25 protein-coding genes are annotated in these 26,551 nt (G+C 49.7%); 3 read left to right on the top strand and 22 right to left on the bottom strand.

Going from position 1 to position 26,551, the window contains the following annotated elements:
• Window positions 1-2 precede the first annotated feature (2 nt).
• The 5 genes from DXC57_RS08195 to DXC57_RS08215 form a co-directional block, all read right to left on the bottom strand.
• Entirely contained in the window at window positions 3-746 is a 744-nt protein-coding gene (locus DXC57_RS08195) for a lysophospholipid acyltransferase family protein (protein WP_118538551.1), read from the bottom strand.
• A gap of 296 nt (window positions 747-1,042) precedes the next feature.
• Window positions 1,043-1,486, bottom strand: coding sequence for a type II secretion system protein (locus DXC57_RS08200; RefSeq protein ID WP_182427983.1), 444 nt, complete (start codon window positions 1,484-1,486; stop codon window positions 1,043-1,045).
• Window positions 1,458-1,640 (bottom strand): DUF4250 domain-containing protein, encoded by a 183-nt coding sequence (locus tag DXC57_RS08205; protein WP_022360303.1) that lies wholly within the window; start codon window positions 1,638-1,640, stop codon window positions 1,458-1,460. Before DXC57_RS08205 ends, DXC57_RS08200 begins: the two co-directional genes overlap by 29 nt.
• Before the next feature lie 20 nt (window positions 1,641-1,660).
• Complete coding sequence (locus DXC57_RS08210; RefSeq protein WP_243098996.1) at window positions 1,661-1,948, bottom strand: hypothetical protein; 288 nt, start codon at window positions 1,946-1,948, stop codon at window positions 1,661-1,663.
• A gap of 116 nt (window positions 1,949-2,064) precedes the next feature.
• On the bottom strand, window positions 2,065-3,018 hold the full coding sequence (locus tag DXC57_RS08215) for a hypothetical protein (protein WP_118743071.1): 954 nt from the start codon (window positions 3,016-3,018) through the stop codon (window positions 2,065-2,067).
• 697 nt (window positions 3,019-3,715) lie between these two features.
• Between DXC57_RS08215 and DXC57_RS08220 the strand changes: the two genes are divergently transcribed.
• Window positions 3,716-4,660: a D-2-hydroxyacid dehydrogenase gene (locus DXC57_RS08220; protein ID WP_022360306.1), complete on the top strand. Its 945-nt coding sequence runs from the start codon at window positions 3,716-3,718 to the stop codon at window positions 4,658-4,660.
• 120 nt (window positions 4,661-4,780) lie between these two features.
• Here the strand turns inward: DXC57_RS08220 and DXC57_RS08225 are convergent, their stop codons facing one another.
• From DXC57_RS08225 to DXC57_RS08265, 9 genes are all read right to left on the bottom strand, one after another.
• Window positions 4,781-5,215 (bottom strand): protease complex subunit PrcB family protein, encoded by a 435-nt coding sequence (locus DXC57_RS08225; protein WP_118492385.1) that lies wholly within the window; start codon window positions 5,213-5,215, stop codon window positions 4,781-4,783.
• Between the two features lie 55 nt (window positions 5,216-5,270).
• A complete protein-coding gene (locus tag DXC57_RS08230; RefSeq protein WP_118652032.1) occupies window positions 5,271-6,413 on the bottom strand; it encodes an ABC transporter ATP-binding protein in 1,143 nt (380 codons plus the stop codon).
• 28 nt (window positions 6,414-6,441) lie between these two features.
• Window positions 6,442-7,518 (bottom strand): iron ABC transporter permease, encoded by a 1,077-nt coding sequence (locus DXC57_RS08235; RefSeq protein ID WP_118652034.1) that lies wholly within the window; start codon window positions 7,516-7,518, stop codon window positions 6,442-6,444.
• A 36-nt stretch (window positions 7,519-7,554) separates the two neighbouring features.
• Window positions 7,555-8,871 (bottom strand): ABC transporter substrate-binding protein, encoded by a 1,317-nt coding sequence (locus tag DXC57_RS08240; protein ID WP_118652188.1) that lies wholly within the window; start codon window positions 8,869-8,871, stop codon window positions 7,555-7,557.
• A gap of 170 nt (window positions 8,872-9,041) precedes the next feature.
• The gene (locus tag DXC57_RS08245; protein WP_118652036.1) at window positions 9,042-9,836 is read right to left on the bottom strand and encodes a sirohydrochlorin cobaltochelatase; all 795 of its coding nucleotides are present in this window, start codon (window positions 9,834-9,836) and stop codon (window positions 9,042-9,044) included.
• A 219-nt stretch (window positions 9,837-10,055) separates the two neighbouring features.
• Window positions 10,056-10,337, bottom strand: coding sequence for a sporulation transcriptional regulator SpoIIID (spoIIID, locus tag DXC57_RS08250; RefSeq protein ID WP_117796058.1), 282 nt, complete (start codon window positions 10,335-10,337; stop codon window positions 10,056-10,058).
• 88 nt (window positions 10,338-10,425) lie between these two features.
• The gene (locus DXC57_RS08255; protein ID WP_118638281.1) at window positions 10,426-10,905 is read right to left on the bottom strand and encodes an acyl-CoA thioesterase; all 480 of its coding nucleotides are present in this window, start codon (window positions 10,903-10,905) and stop codon (window positions 10,426-10,428) included.
• A gap of 244 nt (window positions 10,906-11,149) precedes the next feature.
• Window positions 11,150-12,364, bottom strand: coding sequence for a cytidylate kinase-like family protein (locus tag DXC57_RS08260; RefSeq protein WP_022360314.1), 1,215 nt, complete (start codon window positions 12,362-12,364; stop codon window positions 11,150-11,152).
• A gap of 13 nt (window positions 12,365-12,377) precedes the next feature.
• Window positions 12,378-13,823, bottom strand: a complete 1,446-nt coding sequence (locus DXC57_RS08265) for a sodium:proton antiporter (protein WP_243023766.1) — start codon at window positions 13,821-13,823, stop codon at window positions 12,378-12,380.
• 799 nt (window positions 13,824-14,622) lie between these two features.
• On the opposite strand from DXC57_RS08265, the gene DXC57_RS08275 reads away from it, so the two are divergent.
• Both DXC57_RS08275 and DXC57_RS08280 read left to right on the top strand, forming a co-directional pair.
• Window positions 14,623-15,516 carry a glycyl-radical enzyme activating protein gene (locus tag DXC57_RS08275; RefSeq protein ID WP_118652040.1) on the top strand — a complete coding sequence of 298 codons (894 nt, stop codon included), beginning with the start codon at window positions 14,623-14,625 and terminating at the stop codon, window positions 15,514-15,516.
• Window positions 15,517-15,692: 176 nt separating this feature from the next.
• Window positions 15,693-17,234: a BCCT family transporter gene (locus DXC57_RS08280; RefSeq protein ID WP_118652042.1), complete on the top strand. Its 1,542-nt coding sequence runs from the start codon at window positions 15,693-15,695 to the stop codon at window positions 17,232-17,234.
• 71 nt (window positions 17,235-17,305) lie between these two features.
• Here DXC57_RS08280 and DXC57_RS08285 read toward each other — a convergent pair whose 3' ends face one another.
• From DXC57_RS08285 to DXC57_RS08320, 8 genes are all read right to left on the bottom strand, one after another.
• Complete coding sequence (locus tag DXC57_RS08285) at window positions 17,306-19,564, bottom strand: excinuclease ABC subunit UvrA (protein WP_118522447.1); 2,259 nt, start codon at window positions 19,562-19,564, stop codon at window positions 17,306-17,308.
• 146 nt (window positions 19,565-19,710) lie between these two features.
• The gene (locus DXC57_RS08290; protein WP_107001407.1) at window positions 19,711-20,304 is read right to left on the bottom strand and encodes a TetR/AcrR family transcriptional regulator; all 594 of its coding nucleotides are present in this window, start codon (window positions 20,302-20,304) and stop codon (window positions 19,711-19,713) included.
• 204 nt (window positions 20,305-20,508) lie between these two features.
• Window positions 20,509-21,264, bottom strand: a complete 756-nt coding sequence (locus DXC57_RS08295; protein WP_118652044.1) for a HesA/MoeB/ThiF family protein — start codon at window positions 21,262-21,264, stop codon at window positions 20,509-20,511.
• 20 nt (window positions 21,265-21,284) lie between these two features.
• On the bottom strand, window positions 21,285-21,482 hold the full coding sequence (thiS, locus tag DXC57_RS08300) for a sulfur carrier protein ThiS (protein WP_022360324.1): 198 nt from the start codon (window positions 21,480-21,482) through the stop codon (window positions 21,285-21,287).
• A gap of 39 nt (window positions 21,483-21,521) precedes the next feature.
• Window positions 21,522-23,732: an aldehyde ferredoxin oxidoreductase C-terminal domain-containing protein gene (locus tag DXC57_RS08305; protein ID WP_207661050.1), complete on the bottom strand. Its 2,211-nt coding sequence runs from the start codon at window positions 23,730-23,732 to the stop codon at window positions 21,522-21,524.
• Window positions 23,733-23,747: 15 nt separating this feature from the next.
• Complete coding sequence (locus DXC57_RS08310) at window positions 23,748-24,134, bottom strand: 4Fe-4S binding protein (protein WP_022360326.1); 387 nt, start codon at window positions 24,132-24,134, stop codon at window positions 23,748-23,750.
• Window positions 24,134-24,586, bottom strand: a complete 453-nt coding sequence (locus DXC57_RS08315) for a hypothetical protein (RefSeq protein WP_118652046.1) — start codon at window positions 24,584-24,586, stop codon at window positions 24,134-24,136. The genes DXC57_RS08310 and DXC57_RS08315 overlap by 1 nt, the downstream gene beginning before the upstream one ends.
• Before the next feature lie 13 nt (window positions 24,587-24,599).
• The gene (locus DXC57_RS08320) at window positions 24,600-26,507 is read right to left on the bottom strand and encodes a molybdopterin biosynthesis protein (RefSeq protein ID WP_118652048.1); all 1,908 of its coding nucleotides are present in this window, start codon (window positions 26,505-26,507) and stop codon (window positions 24,600-24,602) included.
• Window positions 26,508-26,551: the final 44 nt, after the last annotated feature.

Below are 26,551 nucleotides of genomic sequence, written 5' to 3' on the forward strand. Positions count from 1 at the left end.
TCTTAGTTGTTCTCCTTTTCCATCTCTGAAAGCATCCCTGCGATCTTTTCTCTCGTATATGCGCCGACAAACTTCCGGTTCTCCGGATCCAGCTCTTTCACGATAAACGGCTCGCCGAACTCAATCACGACATGGCTTGGACAAATAAGCGGAATATGCTTCTCAAAGACCTCCGCTGTTCCCTTGATCGCAACTGGAACAACCGGACAGCCAGATTTCTCTGCAATCTTCAAGCTTCCCTCTTTAAATGGAAGTAGATCTGAAAGCTGTTCATTTTTATTGCGGGTTCCCTCCGGAAAAATCCAGACAGAAACGCCGCGGCGCACCTTCTCGATCCCCGCCAGAATCGTTTTTAAACCTTCTTTTATATTATTCCGATCTAAAAACAGACAGTTGACATTGAGCATCCATTTTGACAAGAGCGGAATCTTCTCCATCTCTTTCTTTGCCACAAATCCCATCAGTCCCGGAACCGTCGTATAGCCAACCAGGATATCAAAATAGCTCCGGTGGTTTCCCACATAGAGCACCGGGCGATCCTGCGGAATATTTTCATATCCGCGCACCTCTACCGTCACACCTGCCATTTTGAGCAGTTTTTCAAAAATATTACGCACCATCTGGGTGCTTTCTTCCTCCACTGCGACCGGATCTACCTGTCCCTGTTTATCCATACGGTGCAATGTGCCGATGGAACCAACAAGGAAACTGACGATCGTTCCTACTATCTTTATCGCGCGAAACATACTGATACCTCTCTTTTCTCTTGTATCTGTCCGAAACCGTCTGGTTTTTATCCTGCTATTTTCATTTCCAGACAGACAGCTTTACTGTCTCATTATATAGAAAGAAGCAGGGTTTTACAAGACTTTCCTTGTAAGACATCCTGCCTCTGTTACTGTTCACGCATACGTGCCCAGTATCGGAATTTGCCGTGGCTTCGCATTTAAATACGGCAAATTCCTGCTGCCACCACGTTTTCTTACGGCACTTTCGGTTCCAAAAGTGCCTACCTGTGAACAGTAACCTGCCTCTCTATTTTTTATGGATTCACAATCTCCGTCTTTCCGCTGATCAGCGCTTCCACCTCGATTCCACCTATCTCGCACAAGATTCCCTCATAGCTTTCCAGTGTATCACTGTAATACACGCTGTAGATAGACACATCCTCAGAAATCTCTCCATCCAGATAGTTTTCCAGCGGATTTTCTCCCAGATCCCGGAAAGAACCACCCAGATCCATCATCAGCTCCCAGCTTTCCGGATGAATGTCCTGCTCATCCAAATCATGTAGGTACATCCAGAGCGCCATGCATAGAATCCTCGCCTCGGCTTTCGCCCGCACTTCCTTCGCTTTCTGTACCTGTCCGGACATGATCGGGATCGAAACTGCAACGAGAATCGACACAATCCCGGTCACGATCAGCAGTTCTGCCAGCGTAAAGCCTGACCGTGCCCTAGCGGAACTGGTTCTTTTCTCTGTCATAGGTATATCCCACCGCCTGCAGCTTCTTCTCAAGCTCCGACCGTTCTGTATCAAACGCACTGCATAATTCATCTAAATCCGGGTAAAAATCTCTGAGCTGTGTGTTCACAAAGCTCAGGCACATAATCGGATCGTTCGGTATTTTTCCTGCCATCTTTTTCCCTTTCTGTCCTTTTATTCATACTCAAACGTAACCGTCACATAGTAACCGCGGTCATTTTCCTCGATCGCCTTTACCACGCCGTGATCGGCGGGAATCCGGTCATTCAGCTTAAAAAGCCCCGACATCGCCACCGCCGGTTCAATCATATAATTGACATTAAACGGCGTCACCGACTCCGTCACCTCTACTGTCTGTCCGACTTCTACCAGTCCCGGACGTTCCATTTTAAATACAACATCTCTTGTCACGCCGTTTTCCCTCTTCTTTCTGGTCTGATCCCCGATTCTGGCTGCCGGCATATCCTCACGCCGTGCCTCTGATTTCAAAATTTTTTTTTACATGAACCATAACCGCCAGCTTACCAGTTTTCTAGTATACGGCACTTTTTTCCTTTTATCAACTGCGCCCACATAACCTACCGTTCATTTTTTTCACGCGCCATCCGCCGCAGCTGCCGAAATCCAAGCCATGCCAGTAAAAGCAGCAGCAGACTTATACTGATCGTCAGTCCGTAGTGAATCCACCGTCTCCAGAACGGAAGCGGGAGGTTTTCCACCGGCGCAGTCTCTGTTTCCACCAGAGTTCCCGGATCCGCTTCTATTTCTGTCATCTCTTCCACCTCCGGTTCCGCTTTTTCATACTCCATCCGCCTCCGGTAACGCTCATATGCCGGAAGTCTGACCGTCCCCCCGTACACTGCCCGGCAGTCCCATACGCGGCGTTTTGCCTGTACCGCCGCATTGCGGCACCAGATGCCAGCCTCATCCTGATAAGCATCTCCCTCCCAGCTTGCCGACTCAATCTGCACCTCATCCTCCGATAGCCCTGCACTTGCAATCAGTTCTTCCCTGCACGCCTCCAACGGCGGTACTTTTTCATCATGCATCACGACAGTTCCACCCAGCCGGTATGTGTCCGCCCCGTATTCGTGAAATACGACCGAAATCTCAAATCCATCTTGCCAGTGTTCGTTCTCATAAGAGGTTCTTTTCAGATCCAGCATAACCGATACGGTCTTCCGGCTCTCCCGATCCTCCACCTCCATCGGCGCTCTCGCCGGGATCTCCTGTTCCCGCGTCACGGATGGATAGACCATCTCCCCCGAAACCTCCCGCGTTCTGCCGCGCACCGGCACCGCCTCTATCTCTGTCCCCACAAGCCGGTAGGTAATTTCCCCCTCTTCCAGATATTCTTCCGGCGCTTCTGGTATCTCAGCCTCTTTCAAATAGGAAGAAGAATAACGGATCCGCCGTTCTCCCGCCTTATCTTCCTGTGCGTAAGCCTGTCCGCCGGTGCCCTGCAGGCACAGCAGCACAAATGTCAGCACTGCCAGCCTCCCGCCATATCTTCTGTCTTCTCTTTTCCCCATACATTCTCCCTTTCTGCCATTCCCCGGCAAATGTCTCCTGCCAGCCGAACCGCATTCTTTCGTAAGCACGTTCTAAATTTCCGTACTCCTCTCTCAACCTTCTCCATCCTTTCTAAAATTGTTATTGTTCACGCATACGTGCCCCGTAACGGAATTTGCCGTGGCTTCGCATTAAATGAACCGTAACCTGAAATTTTCTGTGCTGAGTTTAAATCAGCATAAAATACCGCATCACACACAAATATCATTCAAGATATAAGATGCCATGTTTTCTAAATGCCGATATGATACTTATATTCAGCATCACGAAATCATATGACTGTTTTTTTGTTTCATAGGACGCAGTTTCCCCTGAAACAAAAAATGCATTATGAAATTTCATAAATACCCGGATATTTCTGTGAATCACAGATGCCCTCTTTGCGGGCAGAATCATCGAATGCCGTCCGGAACCGGACTTTGAACTGCATCGTACCTTTATTATAGTCTGCCCTATCTCAAAATACAATTTATAAATCGCTCTCGCGGCATTTTCTACAAAAACACCTTTTTATCCAGCATTTACTTATAAGTGTTATATAAAAAATCGAATACGAGTTTCTGTTTGGTACGGCAAAATGACTTGACTGAACAGCAGATTTTAGGTATACTTGCATATAGGTACATTTTACAAAATAAGAGCGGAGGAAATTAAACTATGAAGTGTCTTATCATTGACAAAGTATACGCTGGTATTGCTGAAGAACTCAGCAAATACATGGAAGTTAAAACTGCAGAGAATCTGCCGTCCACCAAGGATCAGTTATTAGCTGAAATCGGTGACGTAGACGTTCTGATCATGCGTGTAGATCCGAAGATCGATCAGGAGATCATCGACGCTGCTAAGAACCTGAAGGTTATCGGCGTTTGCTCCGTTGGTCTGAACCACATTGATATGGACTATGCAAAATCCAAAGGAATCCAGATCTTCAACGCACCGGGCTTAAACGCTAACGCAGTTGCAGAGCTGACCATTTCCAAGATGTTAGATATCTCCCGTGGTACTTTCACAGCTAACTACGATGTAAAAGTAAAACACGAGTGGAACAAATATAAATTCGAAGGTCGTGAGCTTCGCGGCAAGACTCTGGGTGTTATGGGCTTCGGTCGTATCGGTAAGAGAGTCGGCGAACTTGGTCGTGCATTTGGTATGACTGTCGTTGCTTACGATCCATTCCTGAAACCGGAAGATTTCGAGAAAGAGCATGCAACTGGCATGTCCGTAGACGAGATGTTAAAGGTAGCTGATTTCGTATCTATCCACGTACCGCTGACACCAGAGACAAAGGATCTGTTCAACGCTAAGTCCATCGCTGAGATGAAGGATGATGCAGTTGTTCTGAACATGAGCCGTGGTGGTATCGTAAACGAGAAAGACATGTACGAGGCTCTGAAAGCTGGCAAGATCGGCGGCTACGCAGCAGACGTTATGGAGAACGAGCTGGCTGGCAGCGGTCTGACAGGTGATGATACATTCGCAAGCCCGCTGTTCGAGTGCGACAACTTCATCGTTTCCCCGCACATCGGCGCTCAGTCCGTAGATGCTTCCAGAGACATCGGACTTCACATCATTTCCAAGGTAAAAGAGGCTCTTTCCCTGTAATCAGGAAACCAGTCTTATACTCATATAGGAAATCCTGCGGAAATCGTTCTGCAGAAACTGCATAAAGACAGGAACCGGATGATACTCTCGCCGGTTCCTGTTTTTTTGTTTCATAGGAAACTACTGGAATACCACTGGTTCCTCCAGCAGTTCCGTCCGCAGCACAATATACGGATACGACGGCTCTTCCCCGGTCGGCTCGCTTCTCTCCGGTCCTTTTAACTCGGTCTTGACGATGATCGAATTGTCCGTCAGGTACAACTCCGGAACCGTAATGCTGTAGCCGCCGGTCTCCTGCTTGCCGTACCCGGCAGCTATGTAGAGGTCATTTCCGCTTGTGTAAGTCAGGCGGAAGGAATCGTTCTTCTTTTCTTCTATGATCTGCGACAGCTCCTGCGGCGTCTCATCGGGACCTATGACGGCAAATTCCAGATCCCGCAATTTTTCTGCCTGTTTTTCACCGCCGCATGCAACCGCATAGACCCCCGCCAGAAAGATTCCCATCACAGCCATAAGGCTTAGAAGCCATTTTTTTCTGCTTTTCTTACTTTTCATCAAATAAAAAACCTCCCGCTCCCCTGCACGCAGCCACGCGGCAAAATGCTTTGATTTACTGCATTTTATGAAGCGGAAGGTTGTGATATTCAATCTTTTTTCCTTTTTCCCTGGCATACGCCAGCAGCCGGTCGTTCGCCGCCGCCCAGCCCCCATACTGCCTGCGGCACGCAATCACGCACTGGCACGCATCCAGACATTCTCTGGCTTCTTGTTCCTTTTCCTCTGATATTTCTTCAAATGCGGGGACTGCAATCAATCTGGACGCCAATGTACAAGCCGCCGGATAATCTAAGTCGGCTTCCGATACGATCCCTGCCGCAAACGTGGTTCCAGCTCTCTGAAGCTGCCAGAAGACAGCGCGCCCGCTTCCTCCTCCTGCCAGCACAAACACCTCTGGTGCCCCCTCCGGACGCGGAAGCTCCATACTGCCGCCTGTCTGACGGAAGCGCCCTTCCTCGACCTGGAAAAGCTCGGAAAGATGTTCTGGAGTCAGCATCTCTTCCGGGCGTCCAAACTGACTTTTCTGCCCCGGGCTGACGCACAGCACCCAGTCAGAGACGCGCTCCGCCAGATCAAGTTCATGAATGGATAAAATGACTGCCACCTTCTTGCGGCGCGCCAGCTCCTGCAAGACCGACATAAATTCCAGCTTATAACGGATATCCAGATAGGAAGTCGGCTCATCGAGAAGCAGCAGTTCCGGCTCCTGACAGAGCGCCCGCGCCAGCATCACCCGCTGCCGCTGACCGTCGCTGAGCGTCTGGAAGTCCCGCTCCCGAAGCTCTGATACCTGCACTGCCTCCATCGCCTCATCAACTGCCTTCCAGTCCTCCTCCGAGAGGACACCAAACCGCCCCGTGTACGGATAACGCCCGGCTGCCACAACATCCCGGCAGATCATCCACTCTGCATGAACCTTTTCCGTAAACATGACCGCCATCCTCCGTGCGCGCTCCGTTCCCTTCATTCCCAGAAGGTCCGCGCCGTCCAGGTAAACCGCGCCTCCCAGAGGGGGAAGCTGCGCGGCGACACTCTTTAAAATGGTCGATTTTCCGGCTCCATTCGGTCCGACTAAAGTCAGGATCTCACCCTTCTTTATCCCGATCCGAACTGGATTTAAGATCTGTTTTCCACCGTATCCAACCTGTAAGTCCTCTGTATAAAAGTAGATCTTCTCCTCATTTTCTGGATTCATGGTATTTTCTCCTCTGCTGCTCTATGCTTCAGGTGCTCTTTCGATGTTTCCGCATCATCACAAAAATCACGACCGGCGCACCGAAGACAGCTGTTACCGTGCTGATGCTCAATTCCGTCGGGGCAAAGACCGTCCGCGCCAGCCAGTCGCTGAACAGGCAGAACACGCTTCCGCCCAGGAAACAGCCCGGAATCAGTACCAGCGGTCTTGTATCGGCAAACAGCCAGCGGATCAGATGCGGAACCGCGATTCCAACAAAGGAAACCGGACCGGCAAATGCCGCTACGCAGCCAGATAAGATGCTGGACAAAATCACCATAAAGAAACGCAGATGTGCGACATTGACTCCCATGCTTTTCGCATACGTCTCCCCCATCTGGTATGCGCCGATCGGCTTGGATAACAGAAACACCGCTGCCGCTGAGACAAAGGTCACGCCCGCCATGACTGCCACATTTTCCCATGTCATACCAGAAAAACTTCCGCGCGACCAGTTATGCAGGTTGACAATATCCGCATCGCTGGCGAAGGTCACAACAAAATCCGTGATTGCCGAGCAAATATAGCCGATCATCACGCCCCCGACGATCAGCATTGCCATCTGTTCCATTTTCCGCGCGACCAGGAGCACAAACAGCATAGAGAGAAGCGCTCCGGCAAATGCCGCTGCCACCAGCATCCCCGAATTGATCGTAATATTCCATTCCAGAAATCCGACCATCACAAGTGCTACCAAAAGCTTTGAACCAGAAGAAATTCCCAGCACAAAGGGACCCGCGATCGGATTGTGGAAAAAGGTCTGTAACAGATACCCTGACAGTGCCAGCGCCCCGCCAAGGATCAGCGCCGCCAGCGCGCGCGGCAGGCGGATCTCCCAGATGATCGTCCACGCCATTCCACGCAGCTTAGGCTCCCGCAATTCCTGTAAAAATTCCATAATCGGAACCGATACACTGCCTGAACAGGCACTCCAGATAAGCGACAGGAGCAGCAACACAATCAGAAGCAGAAATGTGGCTGCGATCCGCACCTGTCTGCCTGCCTGCGCCAGGTTTCTTTGTTTTTTTTCCTGTTTTTGTCTGTTTGCTTCTGATACTGAACGCATCGTTTCTCCTATCTATCTTTATTACACTTTCCATCCTCACGACTGCAATTTATACAGATATGTCCCATCTTCCTGGCTTCCGCTGAAAATCGCATGGATATCTTCCAGCATTGCTCCAACCGACATGGATTCCTGATAGAGATTCTTCGTCGTGCACCAGACATTTCCCGCCTGTACCGCCTTGAAATCCTTGAGAACCGGCGCTTTTGCCAAAAGCTCCGAAATTGAGTGAATCTCCCCGTCGATTGTACTGTTATAAATCAGATAATCGGATTCTTTCGCGGCTGCATAAAATTCTTCCATCTGCATATTGACGGTCGAAGACCTCTTTCCGTCATCCCCCAGATGCCCGAATATGTATCTGCCGCCCGCTAATTCTATCATTTTCGGTATATAATCAGAGGAACGGCGCACGTTCACGCTGCCCTGGTTCGTAATATAGAAAAATGCCGCCGACGGCTTTTCCGCCTGTGCCGTCTGTTCTGTTTTTACGCTCCCGCCTGCGTTCTCCGCATCCGAACCTTCTTCTGTAACACGCTGCAAAGCCGCTTCCTGCTTTGCAAATGCCGCTTCCGCCTCTTTTTCTTTTCCGGTCAGCACTCCATACAGGCGGATCCATTCCGTCCGCCCCAGCGGATGTGCTTCGTAGCTGGAATGATCCACAAGCACCGGGATTCCGAAACTTTCCAACTTTTCTTTTACCTCCGGCGAATGGAGAATCATCGTATTTTCTATTGCCAGACCGCAGCCCTCCGAGACGATCCGCTCATAATCCGGTTCGCTGTACTTGCCTGCGTAGAGAATTGACCCATTCTCCATCGCCTCCTTTGCCTCCGGGATGTACCAGCCCGACGCATCGGTTCCCGAAAACCGGATATCCGGGAGCGCTCCCAGCATCCGGAACATATCCATGGTCGCGGTCGCTACCAGATAAATCTGTTTGACCGGGCGCTTAAGCACCTGGATCGAATCCGGAAGATCTTCCGGCACCTTTCCGCCCTCTGGAATCAGAAGAAAACGGCTTCCATCCGCAACCGAAACTGCTTCGTACTGCATCCCGTCCGCATCCTCATAGGTATCAACCACAAACTGGGTCGCATAGGCAAGCTCCATCCGCGATTTCCAGGTCAGGGACGCACTGATCGCCTCACCCGGCTGTGGAAGTGATGCCTCCGCCACCTGTGCATCCACGTTTTCTGCCGGCTGGGACACTTTCGTACCTTTACCCGCCTCATTGGATGTCTCACTGGCGGATGTAGACGACGCTGCCGCCACCGCACTCTTTCCCGTATTTCCACAGCCACTCAAGAGCAGCACCCCCATAAGCGACAGCCCTGCCATCCTAAGTGCCATTTTCTTGTTACTGTTCACGCATACGTGCCCAGTAACGGAATTTGCCGTGGCTTCGCATTTAAATACGGCAAATTTCTGCTGCCACCACGTTTTCTTACGGCACTTTCGGTTCCAAAAGTGCCTACCCGTGTACAGTAACCTTTTCTTTCCCGTTATCCATCCTATTTTCTTCATTTTTCCCACTCTGCCTCTCTCACGTGCGCCACATACAGCTTCCGGATCGCCTCAAACTCTCCCAGTCCCCGGATGCAGCATTCCACCTGGTATCCGGCGCGTTCCAGGCGGCTCTTCCAGGAATCCTCCTCTTCACCTGCCATATCCTGATTCGCATGGTCGCCTGCAACCACCATGAGCGGCTGCAGCACTGCCCTCTGATAGTGTTTCTGCGCGCCCAATTTCTCGATCACCGCCTGTAAATCCGGCTGCGCCTCCACGGTTCCGATGTAATAATTTGCATAGCCGCCCGCAATCATCCTATCCTGCATCTTCTGATACACCTGATTGGAAGCCGCGTTCGTCCCATGCCCCATCAGACAGAGTGCCGTTTTTCCATCGTCATATCCGCCCAATTCTCCTGCCATCGCCCGGATCACCGCATCCAGATCCGCTTCACTGGCAAGAAGCGGTGCTCCCAGCGCCAGCCGTTCAAAACGCCCCTGATTCGCTTCCACTTCCGCTTTTACATCCATGTATTCAAATCCATCCATCAAATGGGTCGGCTGCACAATCAGATTTTTAATCCCATCGGCTGCTGCCCGGTCAAGTGCCTCCTTCAAATTGTCGATCGACTGTTGATCCCGCTTTTTCAATTTATCAATGATCCTCTGGCTGGTAAATGCCCGGCGCACCTCATATGCCGGAAATGCCTCCGCCACTGCACGCTCAACCGCTCCGATCGTCTTTTCTCGGCTGTCATTGTAGCTTGTCCCGAAGCTGACTACCAGGATTGCCTGTCTTGGTTCCATCTATCCATTCTTCCTCTTTGTTTTTTATCTTTCAATTCAGAATTTTCCCGTTCCTCCTACGCTGCCATATGCCTGAATCTGGCTGACATATAGCTTTATGAATCGAAGCTACTATAGCATATTTTGAAATAGTTTGCAATGAAGCAGAAAAAATGGCACTCCGCCCGTCCAGGCGGAATGCCCCTTTTTCTGCTTTCAGCTTCAATTTTACCAGCTTTTCTATTTCTCGTCCCGGCTGCACGCGCGCAGCTGGTGCTCATGCTCATATTTTTCTTTCGTCGCCATCCCGCCCCGGATATGGCGTTCCGCTTTGTTGATGTCCAGTACCACACGCGCCCGGGATGCAAGCGGCGGATTGATATGGGAAAGGCGCTCGGCCACATCTTTATGCACGGTAGATTTACTGATCCCAAATTTCCGGGCCGCCTGCCGCACTGTCGCATTGTAGTCTATGATGTAATTAGCGATCGCAACCGCCCGTTCCTCGATATATTCCTTCATGGGAGTTCCCCTGAGAACGTTTTTTACATCTTATTACATCTGTTTCCGGTTTATGCAAATTCCCTTTCCCAAACAAAAACACTGCCGATTAGTAGTTCTCCGCACGGCGGTGTTTCCGCAAGTCGTTTCTCTTCACGCCAGCTTCCCACTCTGCCTTCTCCTCATCGGTCTCGATAAGCAGTCCCGGAACTTCCATCGGATGCTCGTTTTCATCCAGCGCTACCATAACCACATAAGCGGTATTAACCAGTTTACGCGCGCCGCTTAAAGACTCTACGAATGTATCGACACGCACTTCCATGGAGGTTCTTCCAACGTAAGTCAGCTTACCCTCGATAATCAGGGTATTGTTCAGGTGGACTGCCTCTTTGAACTGCAGGTTATCAACCGATGCAGTTGTCGGATTGCAATGCGCGTGGCGGCGCGCAACAACGGTCGCTACAATGTCGATCCATTCCATCAGCTGACCGCCAAACAAACGACCAGCACCATTTAAGTGACTATTTAATACAAGCTGTGTCTGGATAACAGCTGAATCCGCTACGCGGCGCATAATTCTTTCTTCCATAATTTATTTCTCCTTTCGAGAAGGATGCCTCTTCCAATCTCCCGCTTTCGAAGGACTTCCCTGTGATATGGTACCTAGTATACTGGCTTTCCCTCAAATTTGCAAGTATTCCGCCGCAAAAATTCTGAATCTTTTTAGTTATACATCCTATTGGCAGTAAACTATAAATGTAAAAAAACGACCGAAGAATCTGGGGGCAGCGTCTGTTGTCTTTCGCTGACTCCCATCATCTTCAGCCGTTCTCTTATTTATCCTCTTCCCGCGCCGTGATCATCCGATAGATGAAATCCACGGTTCCATCGATACCGTAGCTGGCACTGTTGATACAGAGATCATAGTTGTTGGAATGTCCCCAGTTTCGGTTTGTATAGTAATGATAGTACTGGCTGTGGACATGATCCAGATGCTTTAACATATGGCGTGCCTGCTTGACCGTCAGGGAGCTGTCAATCTCCATCGCACGTTTGATACGCTGCTCAAACGGCGCCGTGATGTAGATACTGATATGCGGGATGTTGTTGTTTGCCATGATGGCATCTCCGCATCGTCCCAGAATAACAAAATCTTCCTTCTTCGCCATGTCAACCAGAAGGTCGCTCTCGTTGAAGAAGACCGCATCACGCTTCGGCAGTCCGTGGAAACGGCTGAACTCGCGCATGCGCTGGCGCAGGGTCAGATGGCGCTCCGGGATGAATGCCTCACTCGGGTTTACATTGGCATCCTGATCGTGCGCCGGCTCTTTCTTGATTCCCGGCTTGATTCCGTAGCTGACAGAATCCTGTATAGAATCCTTCTGAGCCTCGAGACGTTTCAGAACCGCTTCAAAGATCTCCGCGTCGTAGAAATTGATTTTCAGCTTATCTGCCAGCTTAAATCCGATATTTACACCGCCGCTTCCGTAGGTCCAGCTGATACATACGATCAGGTGGTCATTTTCGGAAAAACGGTTTTTCAGGTTAAATGTATTCAGCTTCGCCAGCTCTGCGTTGATAACGTCGCCGCTCGCGAAACTGGTCGGCAGACTCATGACTTCGGTCAGAATCCGGTTGTACTCGGTCATGACGAGCTTCCGCTCTTCCTTATTCTCGATGGTACGCGCCATGTTTCCGATCAGGGCAATCTCACTTCGAACCAGGTTACCCTGCGGGCGTGTCAGCATCAGATGAGTCAGCTCATCCACGCAGCGCTTCCGGTCACGGTTGAAAACACGTCCCAGAGAAGAACCTAACTGTGCATAAACCTCCGCATCCAGATCGTAAATACTCTCCGCCAGTTCACGGATTCGTTTTTCATCTCTTCCAGGCACCGTGCTGCCCGGCTTCTTCCCTGCCGAATCCTTTTCGGCTGCATTTTCCGCACCCGTTACTTCATTCGCATACTGGGCGCTGTCCTTTTCAAGCGCCTGCTGCGTCTGATTTTCCATATTATCTGTATTGGTATGTTCCTGATTGTTGCTCATCGTCACTCACCCCCTATAAAAAGAATAACAGCATATCAAGTGCAAAGACCGGAACCAGAATACCGAACGACCAGAGCAGATATCCGAAGAAGGACGGCATACGCACACCGTTTTCATCCGCAATCGACTTAACCATGAAGTTCGGTGCATTTCCGATGTAGGTGTTCGCACCCATAAATACCGCACCACAGGAGATCGCCATCAGCATCTTGATCGGAACCGTTCCTAACGTCGTCACCATGCCCTCCGTAAATCCAAGCGCACCTGCCGTTGTTAAAAATACCAGATAGGTCGGCGTGTTATCCAGGAAGCTGGACAGCAGACCGGCCGCCCAGAACATTTCAAACGGCTCGGAGATGCCCAGGTTCGCGCCATTTGCTTTCAGAATCATCAGGGCTGGCTGCATCGTGATGAAAATACCGATAAACAGAACCGCAACCTCCTGAATCGCGCCCCAGGTAAAGTGGTTCTCACGGCGGATCTCAACCTTCGTGGTCTTGAAGGACAGGAAGGCCGCCACCAGAATGATCACAATCTCAATGATGGCCGGATAGCTTAATTCTACCTCTCCAAACAGATGGATGCCAAGCACCTTTCCGGCTGCATCCTGGAACTGCGGCATGGACGGTAAGGTACCGCTTAAAATAACGGCTGCCACGATCATAACCAGGAAAATCAGGTTGTGCGCACCGCGCAGCTTTACTTCGGTACCCGGTTTGCTGATATCCGGTTTCAGACCGCTCGCAATATCCTGACGATATGCCCTCTTATCAATGAAATAGAAGATTGTCAGCAGCACCAGCATATTGAAGAATAAGATCGGCGCCAGATGTAAGCTCCAGAAGAACGGTACGCCGCGCATGAAGCCCATCAGCAGCGGCGGGTCACCGATCGGGGTCAGACATCCGCCGATGTTGGATACAAGGAAAATAAAGAAGATAATGATATGACGTTTCTTCTTTCTCCATGCATTCATCTTGACAACCGGACGAATCATCAGCATACTGGCACCGGTCGTACCGATCCAGCTTGAAAGCAGGGTTCCCAGTGCCAGTAATCCCACGTTGACACGCGGAGAACCTGCCAGGTCACCGGACATCGTGATATTACCGGCAACGCAGAAAAGTCCAAATAACAAAATAATAAAGGTCAAATAGTCATTGACCAGGCATTCCAGAACCGTTTCCAGTGCTGTTCCCGCACTGTAACGCATTGCAAACGGAATGATAAAAAGAATTGACCAAAGAGCAACCGCATGAGGCTGGTGCTCTTCCCACCATTCTGCCTTCACAAGCGGCAGAATCGCAATACAGAGAAGCAGTCCCGCAAATGGAATACACATCCAGAGCGGCACAGAGGATGCCGATGCACCGCCTTCCTGTTCTGCTGCCAGAGCCGTCATCGGATTTGCCATCAAAAATAATCCCAGGCTCGCGCAAAACGCACTCAATCTTTTCACCTTCGTAACCTCCCAACTTTTTTCTTTTTTGTTTTACATTTTCCATTTCAGCCACTCATTATAACAATTTTATTTCCTAAATACAACCGTGTTTTTCACGTTGTAAGCGTGATTTTCCGTGAATTTTTCGTTAAAAGTACCTTATATTAATTCTTATTAATAAGTGTTGTAAGCCTGTGCTCATAACATAAACAAATACCTCTTTTGTATATAGAAATTATGTATAATACTGTAATTTCACAAATGCTATATTTAATTCTACTATGAAACAAAAAACCGCCCGCCGATATCCCGACAGACGCTTCCTACATTCATATATAACTTTTTCTTGAAATATACTCTCTTTCCAGAGTTCATATTTCAATTCCATATCTTCCCCGCCATCTTCCATCTTTTTCCTGCAGCTGTTTTCGCGCTTCATTTTAAGACAGCCGCCCGATCTCTCGCGGTATTCCTTCGTGGTTTCTTTTTCGATATGTGCCAGTTGGCAAATCTGCCGCTGTATAACCTGCTCTTTCGCAGCGTTCACACATATTCTCCCTCGAACCTGTTTTATTATAGCGCTTTTTTGTAAAATTTATTCCCGCTTTTTTGTCAAATCTTTGTAAAAAAATCAAGCAGCAAATTGGAGAATCTGTCTCATTTACTTTTTATCTTCTTTATGCTATAGTTAGCCTGTATTTTGCATTCAGATGTATTACGAATCCATTCGGAAATTCCGGTGCCATCCCGTGCCGGAATTCTCAATGTCTTATCGTATTTTATAAATATCAGAAGGATTTTCAGGAGTATTGTATTCATGCAGGCGAATATATTTAAGATCAAACGAAATGAATTGGCTGACGGTTCCGGGCTGCGGACTACGATTTATTTTAAAGGATGCCCCCTGCGCTGTGTCTGGTGTTCAACACCGCAGGCGCATGAGCGCCCGACCCGGATTCTCTGGGACAGCAAGCACTGTCTCTACTGCAATCTCTGTGTCAGCGAATGTCCCACCGGAAGTCTGGCATTTTCGGGCAACCGTCTCACCTTTACCCCGGACACCTGTACATTCTGCCGTGCCTGTACGGACCACTGTCCGTCCCGAATGCTTCATTTCGTCGGTCAGATGATGGATATGGATGAAATCATGGAAAAAATTCTTGCCGACCGGGAGCTCTATGGAAATGGCGGCGTCATTCTCTCCGGCGGCGATCCGCTGATGCAGCCGGAAGCAGCCACCGCTGTCCTGAAAAAATGTAAAGAACACGGCATCCGCACCGCGATTGAGACGACCGCTTTCGCCAAACCGCTGGCTTTCTCCCGCTTCATCGCCAACGCGGACATGATTATCATCGATTTAAAACATTATTCTGAAAAGAAATATGTCCAGTTCACCGGTGTCTCAAATCATTCGATTCTGGAAAATCTGGACTTTGCCATCGCTATCGGCAAAAAAGTGGCGGTCCGCATTACCATTACCCCCGGCATCAACGACACGCTCATCGATGCCCGCAGGTATGCCCACCTTTTGTCTGAGCACCACATCAGACATGTAATTCTGCTCTCCTATTCAAATCTGGGAATCATTAAATATGAAAAATACACGCAATCTCCGGCGCTTGCCCGCGAGCAGACCTTCTCCGGTCAGGATATGGAGAATTATGCGAACATGCTGCGCGGACTGGGATTTGATGTGCAGATTGAACAGTAGGGAGGCGGCAGGATTTTTCCATTGCCGCCTCCCATATATTTTTCTCCAATTTTTCATTGCTTTTTTTCCCTCCCAATGCTATAATGTGTTCAATATTTAATTTGTTTATTAAAAAATGAACATGAATCATTTGCAAAAATCCTCATTTTTTCAAATGATTTAAAAGGAGGTTTCCCATGCAAAATCCACAATTCCAAACAGCGCCTGAGCCGAAACGCCTGGACTGGACCACGATGGTCGTCCCATTTCTTCTTATTATAATACTCTGTCTCTGCTTTCTGGCTGCGCCAGATGCATCCAAGGCAGTGTTGGAAAATCTCCGGAGCTTTCTCGGGGAAAACTTCGGTGTCGGCTATCTTGCCATCGGACTCGGCATTTTTCTTCTGTCAATCTACATCGCCTTTTCCCGCTACGGAACCATCCGGCTCGGAAAACCGGATGAGAAGCCGCTCTATTCCAATTTTGCCTGGGGTTCGATGATGTTTACCTCCGGACTTGCGGCGGACATTCTCTTTTACTCCCTGTGTGAGTGGGTTCTCTACGCCAATGACCCGCATCTGGCAGAAATGGGCAGTATTCAGGACTGGGCGAGCACATACCCGCTCTTTCACTGGGGTCCGATCCCGTGGAGCTTCTATGTCGTGCTCGCCGCTGCCTTTGGCTTCATGCTTCATGTGCGCGGCTGCCATAAACAGAAATACTCCGAAGCCTGCCGCCCGATCCTCGGAAAACACACAGACGGGCTTGCCGGAACCCTGATTGATCTGATGGCGGTCTTCGCACTGCTGGCCGGCACAACCACGACTTTTACGCTGGCGACCCCTCTGATGAGCCAGATCGTCTCCGAACTCTTCGGATTCAGCGACACCCGCCTCATCACCATCGCGATTCTGGCAGTTACCTGCCTGGTATACACCGTTTCCGTCGTGAGCGGCATGAAGGGCATCCAGAAGCTCGCGGCGTCCTGCGTCTACCTCTTCTTCGCTCTTCTGGCATATGTGCTGCTGTTTGGCGGTGAAGCACGCTATATCATCGAAACCGGCTTTTCCTCCATCGGAAATCTGGTACAGAACTTTATCGGACTGTCCACCTACACCGACCCACAGCGCACCACCTCATTTCCGCAGACATGGACAATGTTCTACTGGGCATATTGGATGGTCTGGTGCGTCGCTGCCCCGTTCTTCATCGGAACCATCTCTCGTGGACGTACGATCCGGCAGACAATCCTCGGCGGCTACGTGTTCGGACTTGGCGGCACGTTTGTGAGCTTTATTATCCTCGGAAACTACAGCCTGGGACTCCAGGTGTTCGGAAAACTGGATGTCATGGGGCTTTATGCCGCCAGTGGCGACCTCTATTCCACAATCACTGCCATCATCCGCACGCTTCCGCTCGCCCCGATGGTCCTCGTTCTGCTCGCGGCGGCGATGATCGCCTTCTATGCCACCAGCTTTGACGCGATCGTACTGGTTGCCTCCGCCTACTCCTACAAGAACCTGACAAGCGAGGACGAACCGCACATGGCGATCAAAACCTTCTGGTCCCTGAGCCTGATTCTACTGCCTATGGTCCTCATTTTCAGTGATAATTCAATGGCAAACCTGCAGACCGTGTCCATCATTGCAGCATTTCCGATCGCGTTTATCATTCTCCTGATCGTGGCGGCGTTTTTTAAGGATGCGAAGAAATATCTTTCAAGCTACCATGGTATTTGAACGAATTGATTGAGTGTTGTTAAAAATATCCCGAATGTACGTTCCGATGCATTCGGGATATTTTTCTTTATCTATAAGCTCTCCCGCAGATACTCCCGCGTCACACTCCGCTCCGCTTCCAGCATCTCCTTCGGTGTCCCGGCAAAGAGCAGGTCGCCGCCTGCGAGTCCGCCGCCCGGTCCGAGCTCCACGATATAGTCGGCGTCCTTCATCACATCCAGGCTGTGCTCGATGATAAACAGCGTATTGCCCTGATCGGTCATCCGGTTGAAAAGCTTCATCAGACGGCGGATATCGTCGAGATGCAGCCCGTCGGTCGGCTCATCCAGAATGAATATCTGTCCCCGCTCATCCAGCTTGCTCGCCAGCTTCACACGCTGCAGCTCGCCGCCGGAAAGCGTCGTCATCGACTGATTCAGGTGCAGGTAACCGAGTCCGACCTGTACCAGCGTATCGAGTTTCTTCACAAAATCCTCAGCCTCAAAGAACTGGATCGCCTGACGGACGGTCATATCCATGACTTCCGCAATATTTTTTCCCTTGTACTGATAGTGCAGCACTTCCTCCGAATACCGCGTTCCGTGGCAGACCTCGCAAACCGTCTCAATCGAGTCCATATATGCCATATCCGATATAATCACACCTTTACCCTGACACGCCGGGCAGGCGCCCTTGGAATTGAAACTGAAATATGCCTGTGCGACATGGTTCGCTTTCGCAAAAAGCGCCCGGATCGCATCCGCGATATCCAGATACGTCGCCGGGGTTGAACGCAAATTGATACCGATATCCTTCTGCCGGATCGAGATCACCTCGCCTGGATACTGGCTCGTAAAATATTCCATCAGGGAGCTTTTTCCCGAACCAGCCACACCGGCGATGACCGTCATCACGCCAAGCGGCAGCTTTATGCTCAGATCTTTTAAGTTATGAAGCTTCGCGTGCTCGACCTGATACCATCCGGTCGGCTTGCGGTACTCCATCTTCATCGGCGTTTTCGTCCGCAGCATCCGCCCGGTCACAGTGTCCGCTTTCAAAAGGTTCTCGTAGCTTCCCTGATACATGATCTGTCCACCGTTTATGCCCGCTTCCGGTCCCATATCCACAATGTGATCCGCCAGCGCAATGACTTCCCGGTGGTGTTCCACAATCATCACGGTATTTCCGTGCTCTTTCAGCTTGATCAGCGAATTTTTAAGATTCTGGATATCGCGCGAATGCAGTCCGACGCTTGGCTCATCAAGCACATACATCATATCGGTAAGCGGAGAATTGATGTAACGCGCGATCTTGATACGCTGCGCCTCGCCGCCGGAGAGAGTGTCTGTTCCACGGCTTAAAGAAAGATAGCTGAGTCCGATCTCAATCAGCGCATTCATCCGCTTCAGGATCTCGGTCTTGATATCGCGCGCCAGCGGATCATCGATCTGGCGGATAAACTCTGCCGCCTCCGGGATCGGCATATCCGAAACCTCGCAGATATTTTTTCCGTTAATCAGGCAGCTCCGGATCTTCGCATTCAGCCTCGCCCCGTGGCACTCCGGACACGTAAAGGTGCTGACAATGCGATCCAGCTCTTTCTTATGAAGCTGTCCTTCCTTAGATGTAATGATACTGCGGTACATACGCGGATAAATGCCCTCATACTTCGCGGATTTCGGCCAGTTTGCCGGCGGGTTTTTCAGGCGGATCTGCGGCGAATAGAGAAATAAATCCATCTCCTCCTTCGAATAATCCTTGATCTTCTTGTCCAAATCAAACAGACCGCTGTACGCGTACCGCTTCCACCGCCATGCACCGGTCGTGAACGCCGGCCACTGGATAACGCCCTCATCGTTTAGGCATTTATCAAAATCCACCAGCTTGTGGATGTCCAGCTCCGTCACAACACCCAGGCCCTCACAGCGCTCACACTTGCCGCTCGGATGGTTGAAGGAAAAGCTGTCCGAATAGCCGACAAACGGTTTGCCCACACGTGAGAAGAGCAGGCGCAGCAGCGCATATATATCGGTGTATGTGCCGACCGTTGAGCGGGAGTTTGCCACCGGCTTTTTCTGATCGATCACGATCGTGACCGGAAGATTCTCCATGCGCTCAACCTCCGGACGACCATATTTCGGCAGAAACTGCTGGACAAAACTTGGAAATGTCACATTCAGCTCCCGCCGCGACTCTGCCGCAATCGTATCAAGGCAGAGCGATGATTTGCCCGAACCGGACACACCGGTAAAAACCGTGATTTTCTTTTTCGGAATTTTCAACGACACATGTTTCAAGTTGTTTTCCGTTGCATTCACAATGCTTATGTACTCCTGATTTTCTCGTTCCATCTGGCATTTTTCCTTTCTTAAGCTGCATTTTCCCGTCCCAGGTTCCTTTATTTTAAAGGTACTCAATGCTATCCTGATCTGTACGCGGCTATCACGCACAAAAGCAGACAGAAAATACCCCTAAGAAGCATTTTCCGTCTGCTTTTTTATTTGACTTCCTGCTTTACACGCACTCCGCCGAACAGCAAAGGCATTGTCTTTCTTGTATACTCTCCAAGCGCATAGCCACCATCTGAAATGCAGTAATCATAGATGATTGCCCTCTCGCAGAGTGCATACATATGTGCAATCTCGTAATATGGCATACTGCGGGTAATCTGCCCCCGGCGCTGCCCCTCATCGACCAGCTGATTTACCATCTTATAGTAAAAACGGTTCTGGTTTAAAAGATGCTTATCCCCCTTTGTCACCACCTGTGAGGAATAGAGTGACGCCAGAAGCCCTACCGGGATATCCGACTCTATCAGATCATGTACACTGAAGCAGAGCGTCATAAGCTTGTCAAAGCTGTCCATCTCCGGATCCAGCGCCTGCATTACCTCTTCATACTTTGCATCAAAGATCTCTGGGAGAGATGCCAGAAGCTCATCCTTTCCACTATAATAATGATAGAAGCTTCCCTTTGATGTTCCAGACTGCAGGATAATCTCATCGATCGTCGTCTCCTCATATCCCTTCTCATGAAACAATTTCCATGCAACACGGGCAATTTTTGCTTTTGTGTTATTACCCTTCGCCATTTGCCTTTTACCTCTTAACTTCTCAATAATCGTAATTTCAGGGAAACATTCCTGGTCATCTAATTTACCTTTTTGTTTACCTGAATCCAGCCGAAAGCAGAGTGGATAATCTTCCTCATCTGCTTTCGACAATTTAATTTATTTTATCATTCTTTTCCTGTGAAGTAAAGAGATTGTTCATAGTGTCTATTTTTAATACCATTTTCACGTCCGGTGAAGTTCAGTATGTGCATGGCAGCTGCACTGGGGATGCACTGGAACTTCTATCAGATCCGTGGACCACGTTTTGGCATCAATGAACAGCATTTTTCCAATCAGCGGCTCTCCCTTGCCCAAAAGAAGCTTCAATACTTCTGCCGCCTGCATACATCCGATCATACCGGGAATCACGCCAAGCACACCATAAGCAGCCGAATTCGGGTTTCCGGATGGGTCCTCTGCCTCCGGACAGAGACAGCGCAGACATGGTCCGTCCGATGCGAACACGGTAACCTGTCCCGCAAATTCACAGATAGCTCCATATACATCCGGCTTTCCCAGCTTCATACATGTGTCACTCAGCAGATAGCGGGTTGGAAAATTATCTGAAGCATCCACAATCACATCAAACTTTGCAAGAATTTCTTCTGCATTTTCAGCTGTAATCCCCTCTGGGTATAATTCTACCTGCACCGAATGGTTCCGGCTCTGAAGCTGCTCCGCCGCCAGTTCTGCTTTTGCCTTTCCAATGTCCTGTTCCCTGTAAAGGATTTGCCGCTGCAGATTGCTGACATCCACCCGGTCAAAATCAGCAATCCCGATCGTACCGACTCCTGCTGCTGCCAGATAGAGGCTGACGGGAGATCCAAGTCCCCCCGCCCCTACTACCAGCACCCGGCTTTCCGCCAGCTTTTTCTGTCCTTCTTCTCCTACCTCCGGCAGGAGAATATTTCTTTTATAGCGTTCTTTGTCTATCTCCATACCAGCGTCTCCTTTCTGAATCAACCGCCCCCCAGTAAATGATAAATCTTCAAATCATCTGCTTCTTCAAGTGTTACTTTATCATAGTCTTCTGGCCAGACCAGCTGTCCATTTACCTTCACGACCAGCTTGGGCCAGGTAAATTTCATGTGTTCCATCACACCCCTGATTGTCAGTCCTTCATGCCAGTCCGGATATGGACGGTTATTCAGTACCATTATATCCACTTCCCTTCTGCAACGTATTAATGAATAGTCTTACTGAAGCGGCTCAACTACTTCCAAAAGCTCCGGAAGATCCATGCCAAGCTCTTTCAGGTGTGCAATTGTCGGAACGCCGTTTAAATTCCAGCCGCGCTTCGGATATACCGCATCAATCAGCTTCTCATATTCCCCTTCTCTGTGCTTTCTGGTCGCAGCCATCTTTTCCTTTAAGGACATTTTTTCGACTTCTTCTTTTGTAAAACCAACCAGCTCTACCAGCTGACCATCGTAGCGCTCCTGACGGGACAGATATTCTTCTTCCGTAACCGGTCCCTGGGAGCGGTATGGAATCGCATCGTCCGCACGCAGTCCCTTGCCCAGACGAATGTTGAAAACACGCTGGAAATTGTAGACACGCTCGGACATTTTAATCATCTCATCCCTATCAATCTTGACCCCAGTAACACCATAATAAAGATCCAGATAGTTATCTACGTGCTCCGGTACCTTCGCCGGTTCATCGGTCAGGCTGTTGTCAGCCGGTACAATATCATTCCACGGCAGCTTGCAAAGTCCCAGAAGACCAAACCAGGTTCTAAACATCGGATAGTAATACAGCGCCTCCGCCTTATCCTCAAAGGTAGGGATCTGGTTATTTACCTGATCCATGAAAATCAGCCATGCCTCATCATGCTGCGGTCCCTTATTGGTCAGACCATAGCCGCCCTGCTGCGCCAGGGATTCTTTGGAAGCATACTCTGAATATTCAAGTCCCTTCTGTTCCATCGCAATATCATTCATGAAATCCATATCGCCCCAGCCCTGCGCTGCAAAATACTCTTTCTGCTTGTGGCTTCCAAGTGCCGCAATCTTGCCAAAGCCTTCGTTTCGCGCCATCTGGTGCAGCAGCTCCAGCTCCGCCTCTGCATTGCCCCATACAAGCTCCAGACCGCCGGTTCTCTCCTTATTCAGGATACCATTTTCATAGCATTCCATCAGGAAGGCAGTCATGGTGCCAAAGGAAATCGTATCAATGCCATATGTATCACAGTAGAAATTCACTTCCAGGATTACCTGCGGATCGGTTACGCCGCAGTTCGGACCAACACCGGCTGCTGTCTCATACTCCGGACCATCCACACATACTTTATGTCCCTTATACGGACCTGTCTTTAATTCAAACTGATCGGCTGTTTTAGCACACGCCATCGAACATCCATACCAGCATCCGTCCGCTCCGCCCTGGGTCAGCCATTTATTTCTCCATACCTCCGGTGCCATCTCATCGATCTTATCCGTTCCGCCATATTTATAATTGCGCGTCGGCAGAATATCATAATCGCTCATGATACGCAGGGAGTATGCTGTTCCGGATTTACGCATTGAATTCTGTTTGTCATCCTGTGTCGCCACCTCACGATGGAATTTCAGGCCATCCCGGTTCAGGATACTGATATCATATACATGGTTCAGATTTGCTTTTACGCCTTTAAAATGGCATACCAGCGCTTTAATGTGCTTGTCCGCAAAGACACGTCCGATACCACCACGTCCAGCCTGTTTTAAGCGGACTACATTTCTTTTCGGATCATAGAATGTAAAATTCAACATAGAGAGGTTGCAATGATCCGCCGCTGAACCAGAACATACGACCGCCACGTTTTTGCGATCATTGTCATCCTCCGCATACATGGTTGTCAGCTCTTCTCCCAGTACATGTGCATCTTTATGCTCTAACGGTGCTTTTTCAATTGAAACGGTTCCCTTATTGCCATCGATGACAATAATCACGTCTTCCTCCGCTTTTCCAGTCAGCTCGATCACATCAAATCCGGAGAATTTTAAGAATGGGCCAAAATATCCGCCGACGTTTGAATCAATCGGGATATCTGTCATCGGTGAAATGCTGCATACCAGGCATTTTCCGGTACCGCCGTACTGCGTAATTCCGGCAATCGGTCCTGCCGACATGGTAATGGCATTTTCCGGAGAGTTCCACTTTGTATCTGGATTCGTTGCATCCCACAGATAACGCAGGCAATAACCTTTGCCGCCGGTAAATTTTTCTTTGACCTCCTGAGGAATGTCGATCATATCGATGGTGTTATCTGTCACATTGATTCGAAGGCGCTTATCCGTATATCCATGATACAGCGGCTTTGGCTCGTATGTAACCTGATTGAGAACCGTGTGGGCCTCTTTCATTTTTTTGATTTCTTCCATATCTGCGTCCGCATAACGCGGAAGATCACACATTTTAATCATGCCTTTCTCCTCCCTTTACTCTTCTACCAGACGGATCGCTCCGGTCGGACATGCTTTTACGCACAATCCGCACGCCGTACATTTGGACGGCTCCAGATAATCATCACACTGTACCATAACATTCTCCGGACAGAATCCAACGCACATCAGACAGCCGGCACATTCTTTCTTATTCAGCCGGTAAACGCCTCTCGCATCCTCCGTAATCACACCCGTATTGCATACTTCTGAACATTTTCCACACTGTGTGCACACAGCAATATGATGGCTTCCATCCTCCTTGTCGGTAATGCGGATGCAGGATTTCATTGGATCCGAAACCTTGTAAAATGCCTTCGAACAGGCTTCTTCGCACTGGTGGCATCCAATGCAGAGTGATTCATCTTTCTCTAATCGTCTCATCACAGTTCCTCCTTTTTGTTCAATTTCATTATTTCATCCGAAACAGATACATACCCGTCCCGAATCACTTCCAAAAATATGGCTCCTGCCGAAAGGCGGCAGAAAACTCCTTTTTCATGGTAAATACACTCTGGAAAACACTTTTTTCCATACCCGGAGACACGGAATACCGCCCCTCCCGCCGCCAGAAGATCCCCCGTATTTAACTGGGTGGTATCTATTCCCTCCGTTATCAGGTTTGCCTTGTAGCGGCGGAAGCAGAGTCCCGGTTCTGTCTGCTTCTCCATCCAGTCCCGGGCTTCTCCCTCCAACAGCGAAGTCTGCCTTTCACCTCCCGCTGCATGCCGGTCACCCTCCATTCCGATCCCCCTTCGGAACCAGGCGCTCTCCACGGCTTCTCCCGGCTGTCCCCTCTGCCGGAACACATATAATTCACGCACAACTGCTCCCATCTAATCCCCTCTTTTATAAATATAAAATTTCTCCGGTTCTTGCCAGCCCATAACCACCGAGCTTCTCCACTCTCTCTGCAAACTCCCGGCTTTTCAAAACCGCCAGAAAATGCTGTACCGGTGGAAAATCCAGAAATCTGACTGGAATCGCAAAGTCATACTCTTCCCGTCCAATCTCAATAAAATCAAGTCCCATTGCCCTGGCTGCCGACTGGATTCCCATGCCCGCGTCTGCATCGCCGCCGGACACGGCAGCCGCCACTGCCATATGCGTTGCCGCCTCTCTGTCATATCCGTGAATCTCTTCCGGTGAAATACCGGCTTCCTTCAGCTTATAATCAAAAAGGACTCTTGTCCCCGCTCCTCTCTGTCGGTTGACATAATTCAAACCACGTAGATCTTCAATTTCATGGATTCCAAGCGGATTTCCTTTTTTTACGATAATTCCCTGAATTCGCTCAACGCCCTTGACAAGTGCCATTTTTTCACCCGCAAACAGTTTTTTCAGGATCGCAATATTATATTCTCCTGTCTCTTCATCCAGCAGGTGGGTCGGAGCCAGATGCGCTTCTCCCCGCTTTAATGCCATTAAACCGCCCATACTGCCTACATGCGTACTGGAAAGGTAATTACCCGGGTACATACACGGCAGCAAATCTGCCATCACATCCAGAATCAGATCATGGCTTCCGATTGCCACTGCCGTACTTCCAATTTCCTCCAGGGAACGGTATAGCTCTACGTCAACGGTATCTCCCGCCTCGACCCCCTCGCTGTTCTGAGGAATCACACAGAACCCGTCTGCCCGCACCAGGCTCATCGCTGCTCCCGCCCCGCGCGCCAGTGGAGAAGCGACGAGCTTGTCGCCCACTTCTCCTACCTTCACCCGCACATACTCTTTATGTTTCAGGGATGATACAAGGCGTTTGGATATGACAGCCCGCACCGTCGTGCCGACTGTTTCTGTACGTCCTGCCAGTTTCTGCAGCACAGGAATCACAAAATTTTCAAAGTTGATATAGGCGGATACCGGATATCCCGGAAGTCCAATCACCGGTTTTCCATTGACAATCGCCAATATTACCGGTTTTCCCGGCTTGATTGCCACCCCGTGTACCAGAACCTCCCCCAATTCCCGAAGTACATGAACCGTAAAATCTTCGGTTCCTGCACTGGAGCCGGCATTGACAATCACCATGTCATATTTTTCAACTGCCTCTGCCACCTTTTCTTTCAATGTTTCATACTCATCCGCAATCGGCGGAAAACGATGGGGCACACCGCCATGTTCCGTTACCAGCGCCTCAAACACTCTCGAATTCGATTCGATGATGTCCCCATCCTTGGGTTCCTGTCCCGGCTCTATGATTTCGGTTCCCGTCGGAAAAATCGCTACCGACGGCTTTTTCAATACCTCAATCTCTGTAATTCCGCCAGACAGGAGAACACCTATATCAATCGGGCGTATCTCATGATAACCGGGCATCAGCATCTCACCCGCTACGATATCTTCTCCGATCGGGCGCACATGCTGCCATGATGCAGCTGCATCCGTAATCTGCACCGATCCATCTTCCTGCTCCAGCAGATCCTCCGCCATGATAACTGCATCGCATGGTGCGTGAATCGGATCGCCCGTATCCACCACTGTAAAATCTGTACCCGGATATAGGGTAAGTGGTTTCCGCTCCGATGCTCCCTTTGTTTTCTCTGCCTCAACCGCGATTCCATCCATCGCCGCCGCATTGTAAAGCGGGGAACAATATTTCGCATAGACTGCCTCTTTTGTAATCCGGTGCAGACTTTCCGTCACGGGAATCCATTCTGCCTTGGGGCTTAATAATTCCCCCAGTGCTTTCTGGTAAAGGGCTTTTGCCTCGTCCACCGGTGTATTATTCAGATATAAATTTCTCTTTGCCATCTCTGCCTCTATTCTGTTTCCATCAGGCTCTGCCGATCCTTTAT

Origin of the sequence: Clostridium sp. TF06-15AC (assembly GCF_003481165.1) — a bacterium.
Taxonomy (GTDB): Bacteria; Bacillota; Clostridia; order Lachnospirales; family Lachnospiraceae; genus Otoolea; species Otoolea fessa.

Coding starts and splice junctions, on each gene's coding strand:
- DXC57_RS08195 (WP_118538551.1), bottom strand. CDS start 746: ATGTTTCGCGCGATAAAGATAGTAGGAACGATCGTCAGTTTCCTTGTT.
- DXC57_RS08200 (WP_182427983.1), bottom strand. CDS start 1,486: ATGACAGAGAAAAGAACCAGTTCCGCTAGGGCACGGTCAGGCTTTACG.
- DXC57_RS08210 (WP_243098996.1), bottom strand. CDS start 1,948: ATGCCGGCAGCCAGAATCGGGGATCAGACCAGAAAGAAGAGGGAAAAC.
- DXC57_RS08225 (WP_118492385.1), bottom strand. CDS start 5,215: ATGAAAAGTAAGAAAAGCAGAAAAAAATGGCTTCTAAGCCTTATGGCT.
- DXC57_RS08240 (WP_118652188.1), bottom strand. CDS start 8,871: ATGGCACTTAGGATGGCAGGGCTGTCGCTTATGGGGGTGCTGCTCTTG.
- DXC57_RS08290 (WP_107001407.1), bottom strand. CDS start 20,304: ATGGCGAAGGGTAATAACACAAAAGCAAAAATTGCCCGTGTTGCATGG.
- thiS (WP_022360324.1), bottom strand. CDS start 21,482: ATGGTACTGAATAACCGTCCATATCCGGACTGGCATGAAGGACTGACA.
- DXC57_RS08275 (WP_118652040.1), top strand. CDS start 14,623: ATGCAGGCGAATATATTTAAGATCAAACGAAATGAATTGGCTGACGGT.
- DXC57_RS08215 (WP_118743071.1), bottom strand. CDS start 3,018: ATGGGGAAAAGAGAAGACAGAAGATATGGCGGGAGGCTGGCAGTGCTG.
- DXC57_RS08315 (WP_118652046.1), bottom strand. CDS start 24,586: ATGGGAGCAGTTGTGCGTGAATTATATGTGTTCCGGCAGAGGGGACAG.
- DXC57_RS08205 (WP_022360303.1), bottom strand. CDS start 1,640: ATGGCAGGAAAAATACCGAACGATCCGATTATGTGCCTGAGCTTTGTG.
- DXC57_RS08220 (WP_022360306.1), top strand. CDS start 3,716: ATGAAGTGTCTTATCATTGACAAAGTATACGCTGGTATTGCTGAAGAA.
- DXC57_RS08260 (WP_022360314.1), bottom strand. CDS start 12,364: ATGAGCAACAATCAGGAACATACCAATACAGATAATATGGAAAATCAG.
- DXC57_RS08310 (WP_022360326.1), bottom strand. CDS start 24,134: ATGAGACGATTAGAGAAAGATGAATCACTCTGCATTGGATGCCACCAG.
- DXC57_RS08285 (WP_118522447.1), bottom strand. CDS start 19,564: ATGGAACGAGAAAATCAGGAGTACATAAGCATTGTGAATGCAACGGAA.
- DXC57_RS08230 (WP_118652032.1), bottom strand. CDS start 6,413: ATGAATCCAGAAAATGAGGAGAAGATCTACTTTTATACAGAGGACTTA.
- DXC57_RS08280 (WP_118652042.1), top strand. CDS start 15,693: ATGCAAAATCCACAATTCCAAACAGCGCCTGAGCCGAAACGCCTGGAC.
- DXC57_RS08235 (WP_118652034.1), bottom strand. CDS start 7,518: ATGCGTTCAGTATCAGAAGCAAACAGACAAAAACAGGAAAAAAAACAA.
- DXC57_RS08295 (WP_118652044.1), bottom strand. CDS start 21,264: ATGGAGATAGACAAAGAACGCTATAAAAGAAATATTCTCCTGCCGGAG.
- DXC57_RS08245 (WP_118652036.1), bottom strand. CDS start 9,836: ATGGAACCAAGACAGGCAATCCTGGTAGTCAGCTTCGGGACAAGCTAC.
- spoIIID (WP_117796058.1), bottom strand. CDS start 10,337: ATGAAGGAATATATCGAGGAACGGGCGGTTGCGATCGCTAATTACATC.
- DXC57_RS08255 (WP_118638281.1), bottom strand. CDS start 10,905: ATGGAAGAAAGAATTATGCGCCGCGTAGCGGATTCAGCTGTTATCCAG.
- DXC57_RS08305 (WP_207661050.1), bottom strand. CDS start 23,732: ATGATTAAAATGTGTGATCTTCCGCGTTATGCGGACGCAGATATGGAA.
- DXC57_RS08320 (WP_118652048.1), bottom strand. CDS start 26,507: ATGGCAAAGAGAAATTTATATCTGAATAATACACCGGTGGACGAGGCA.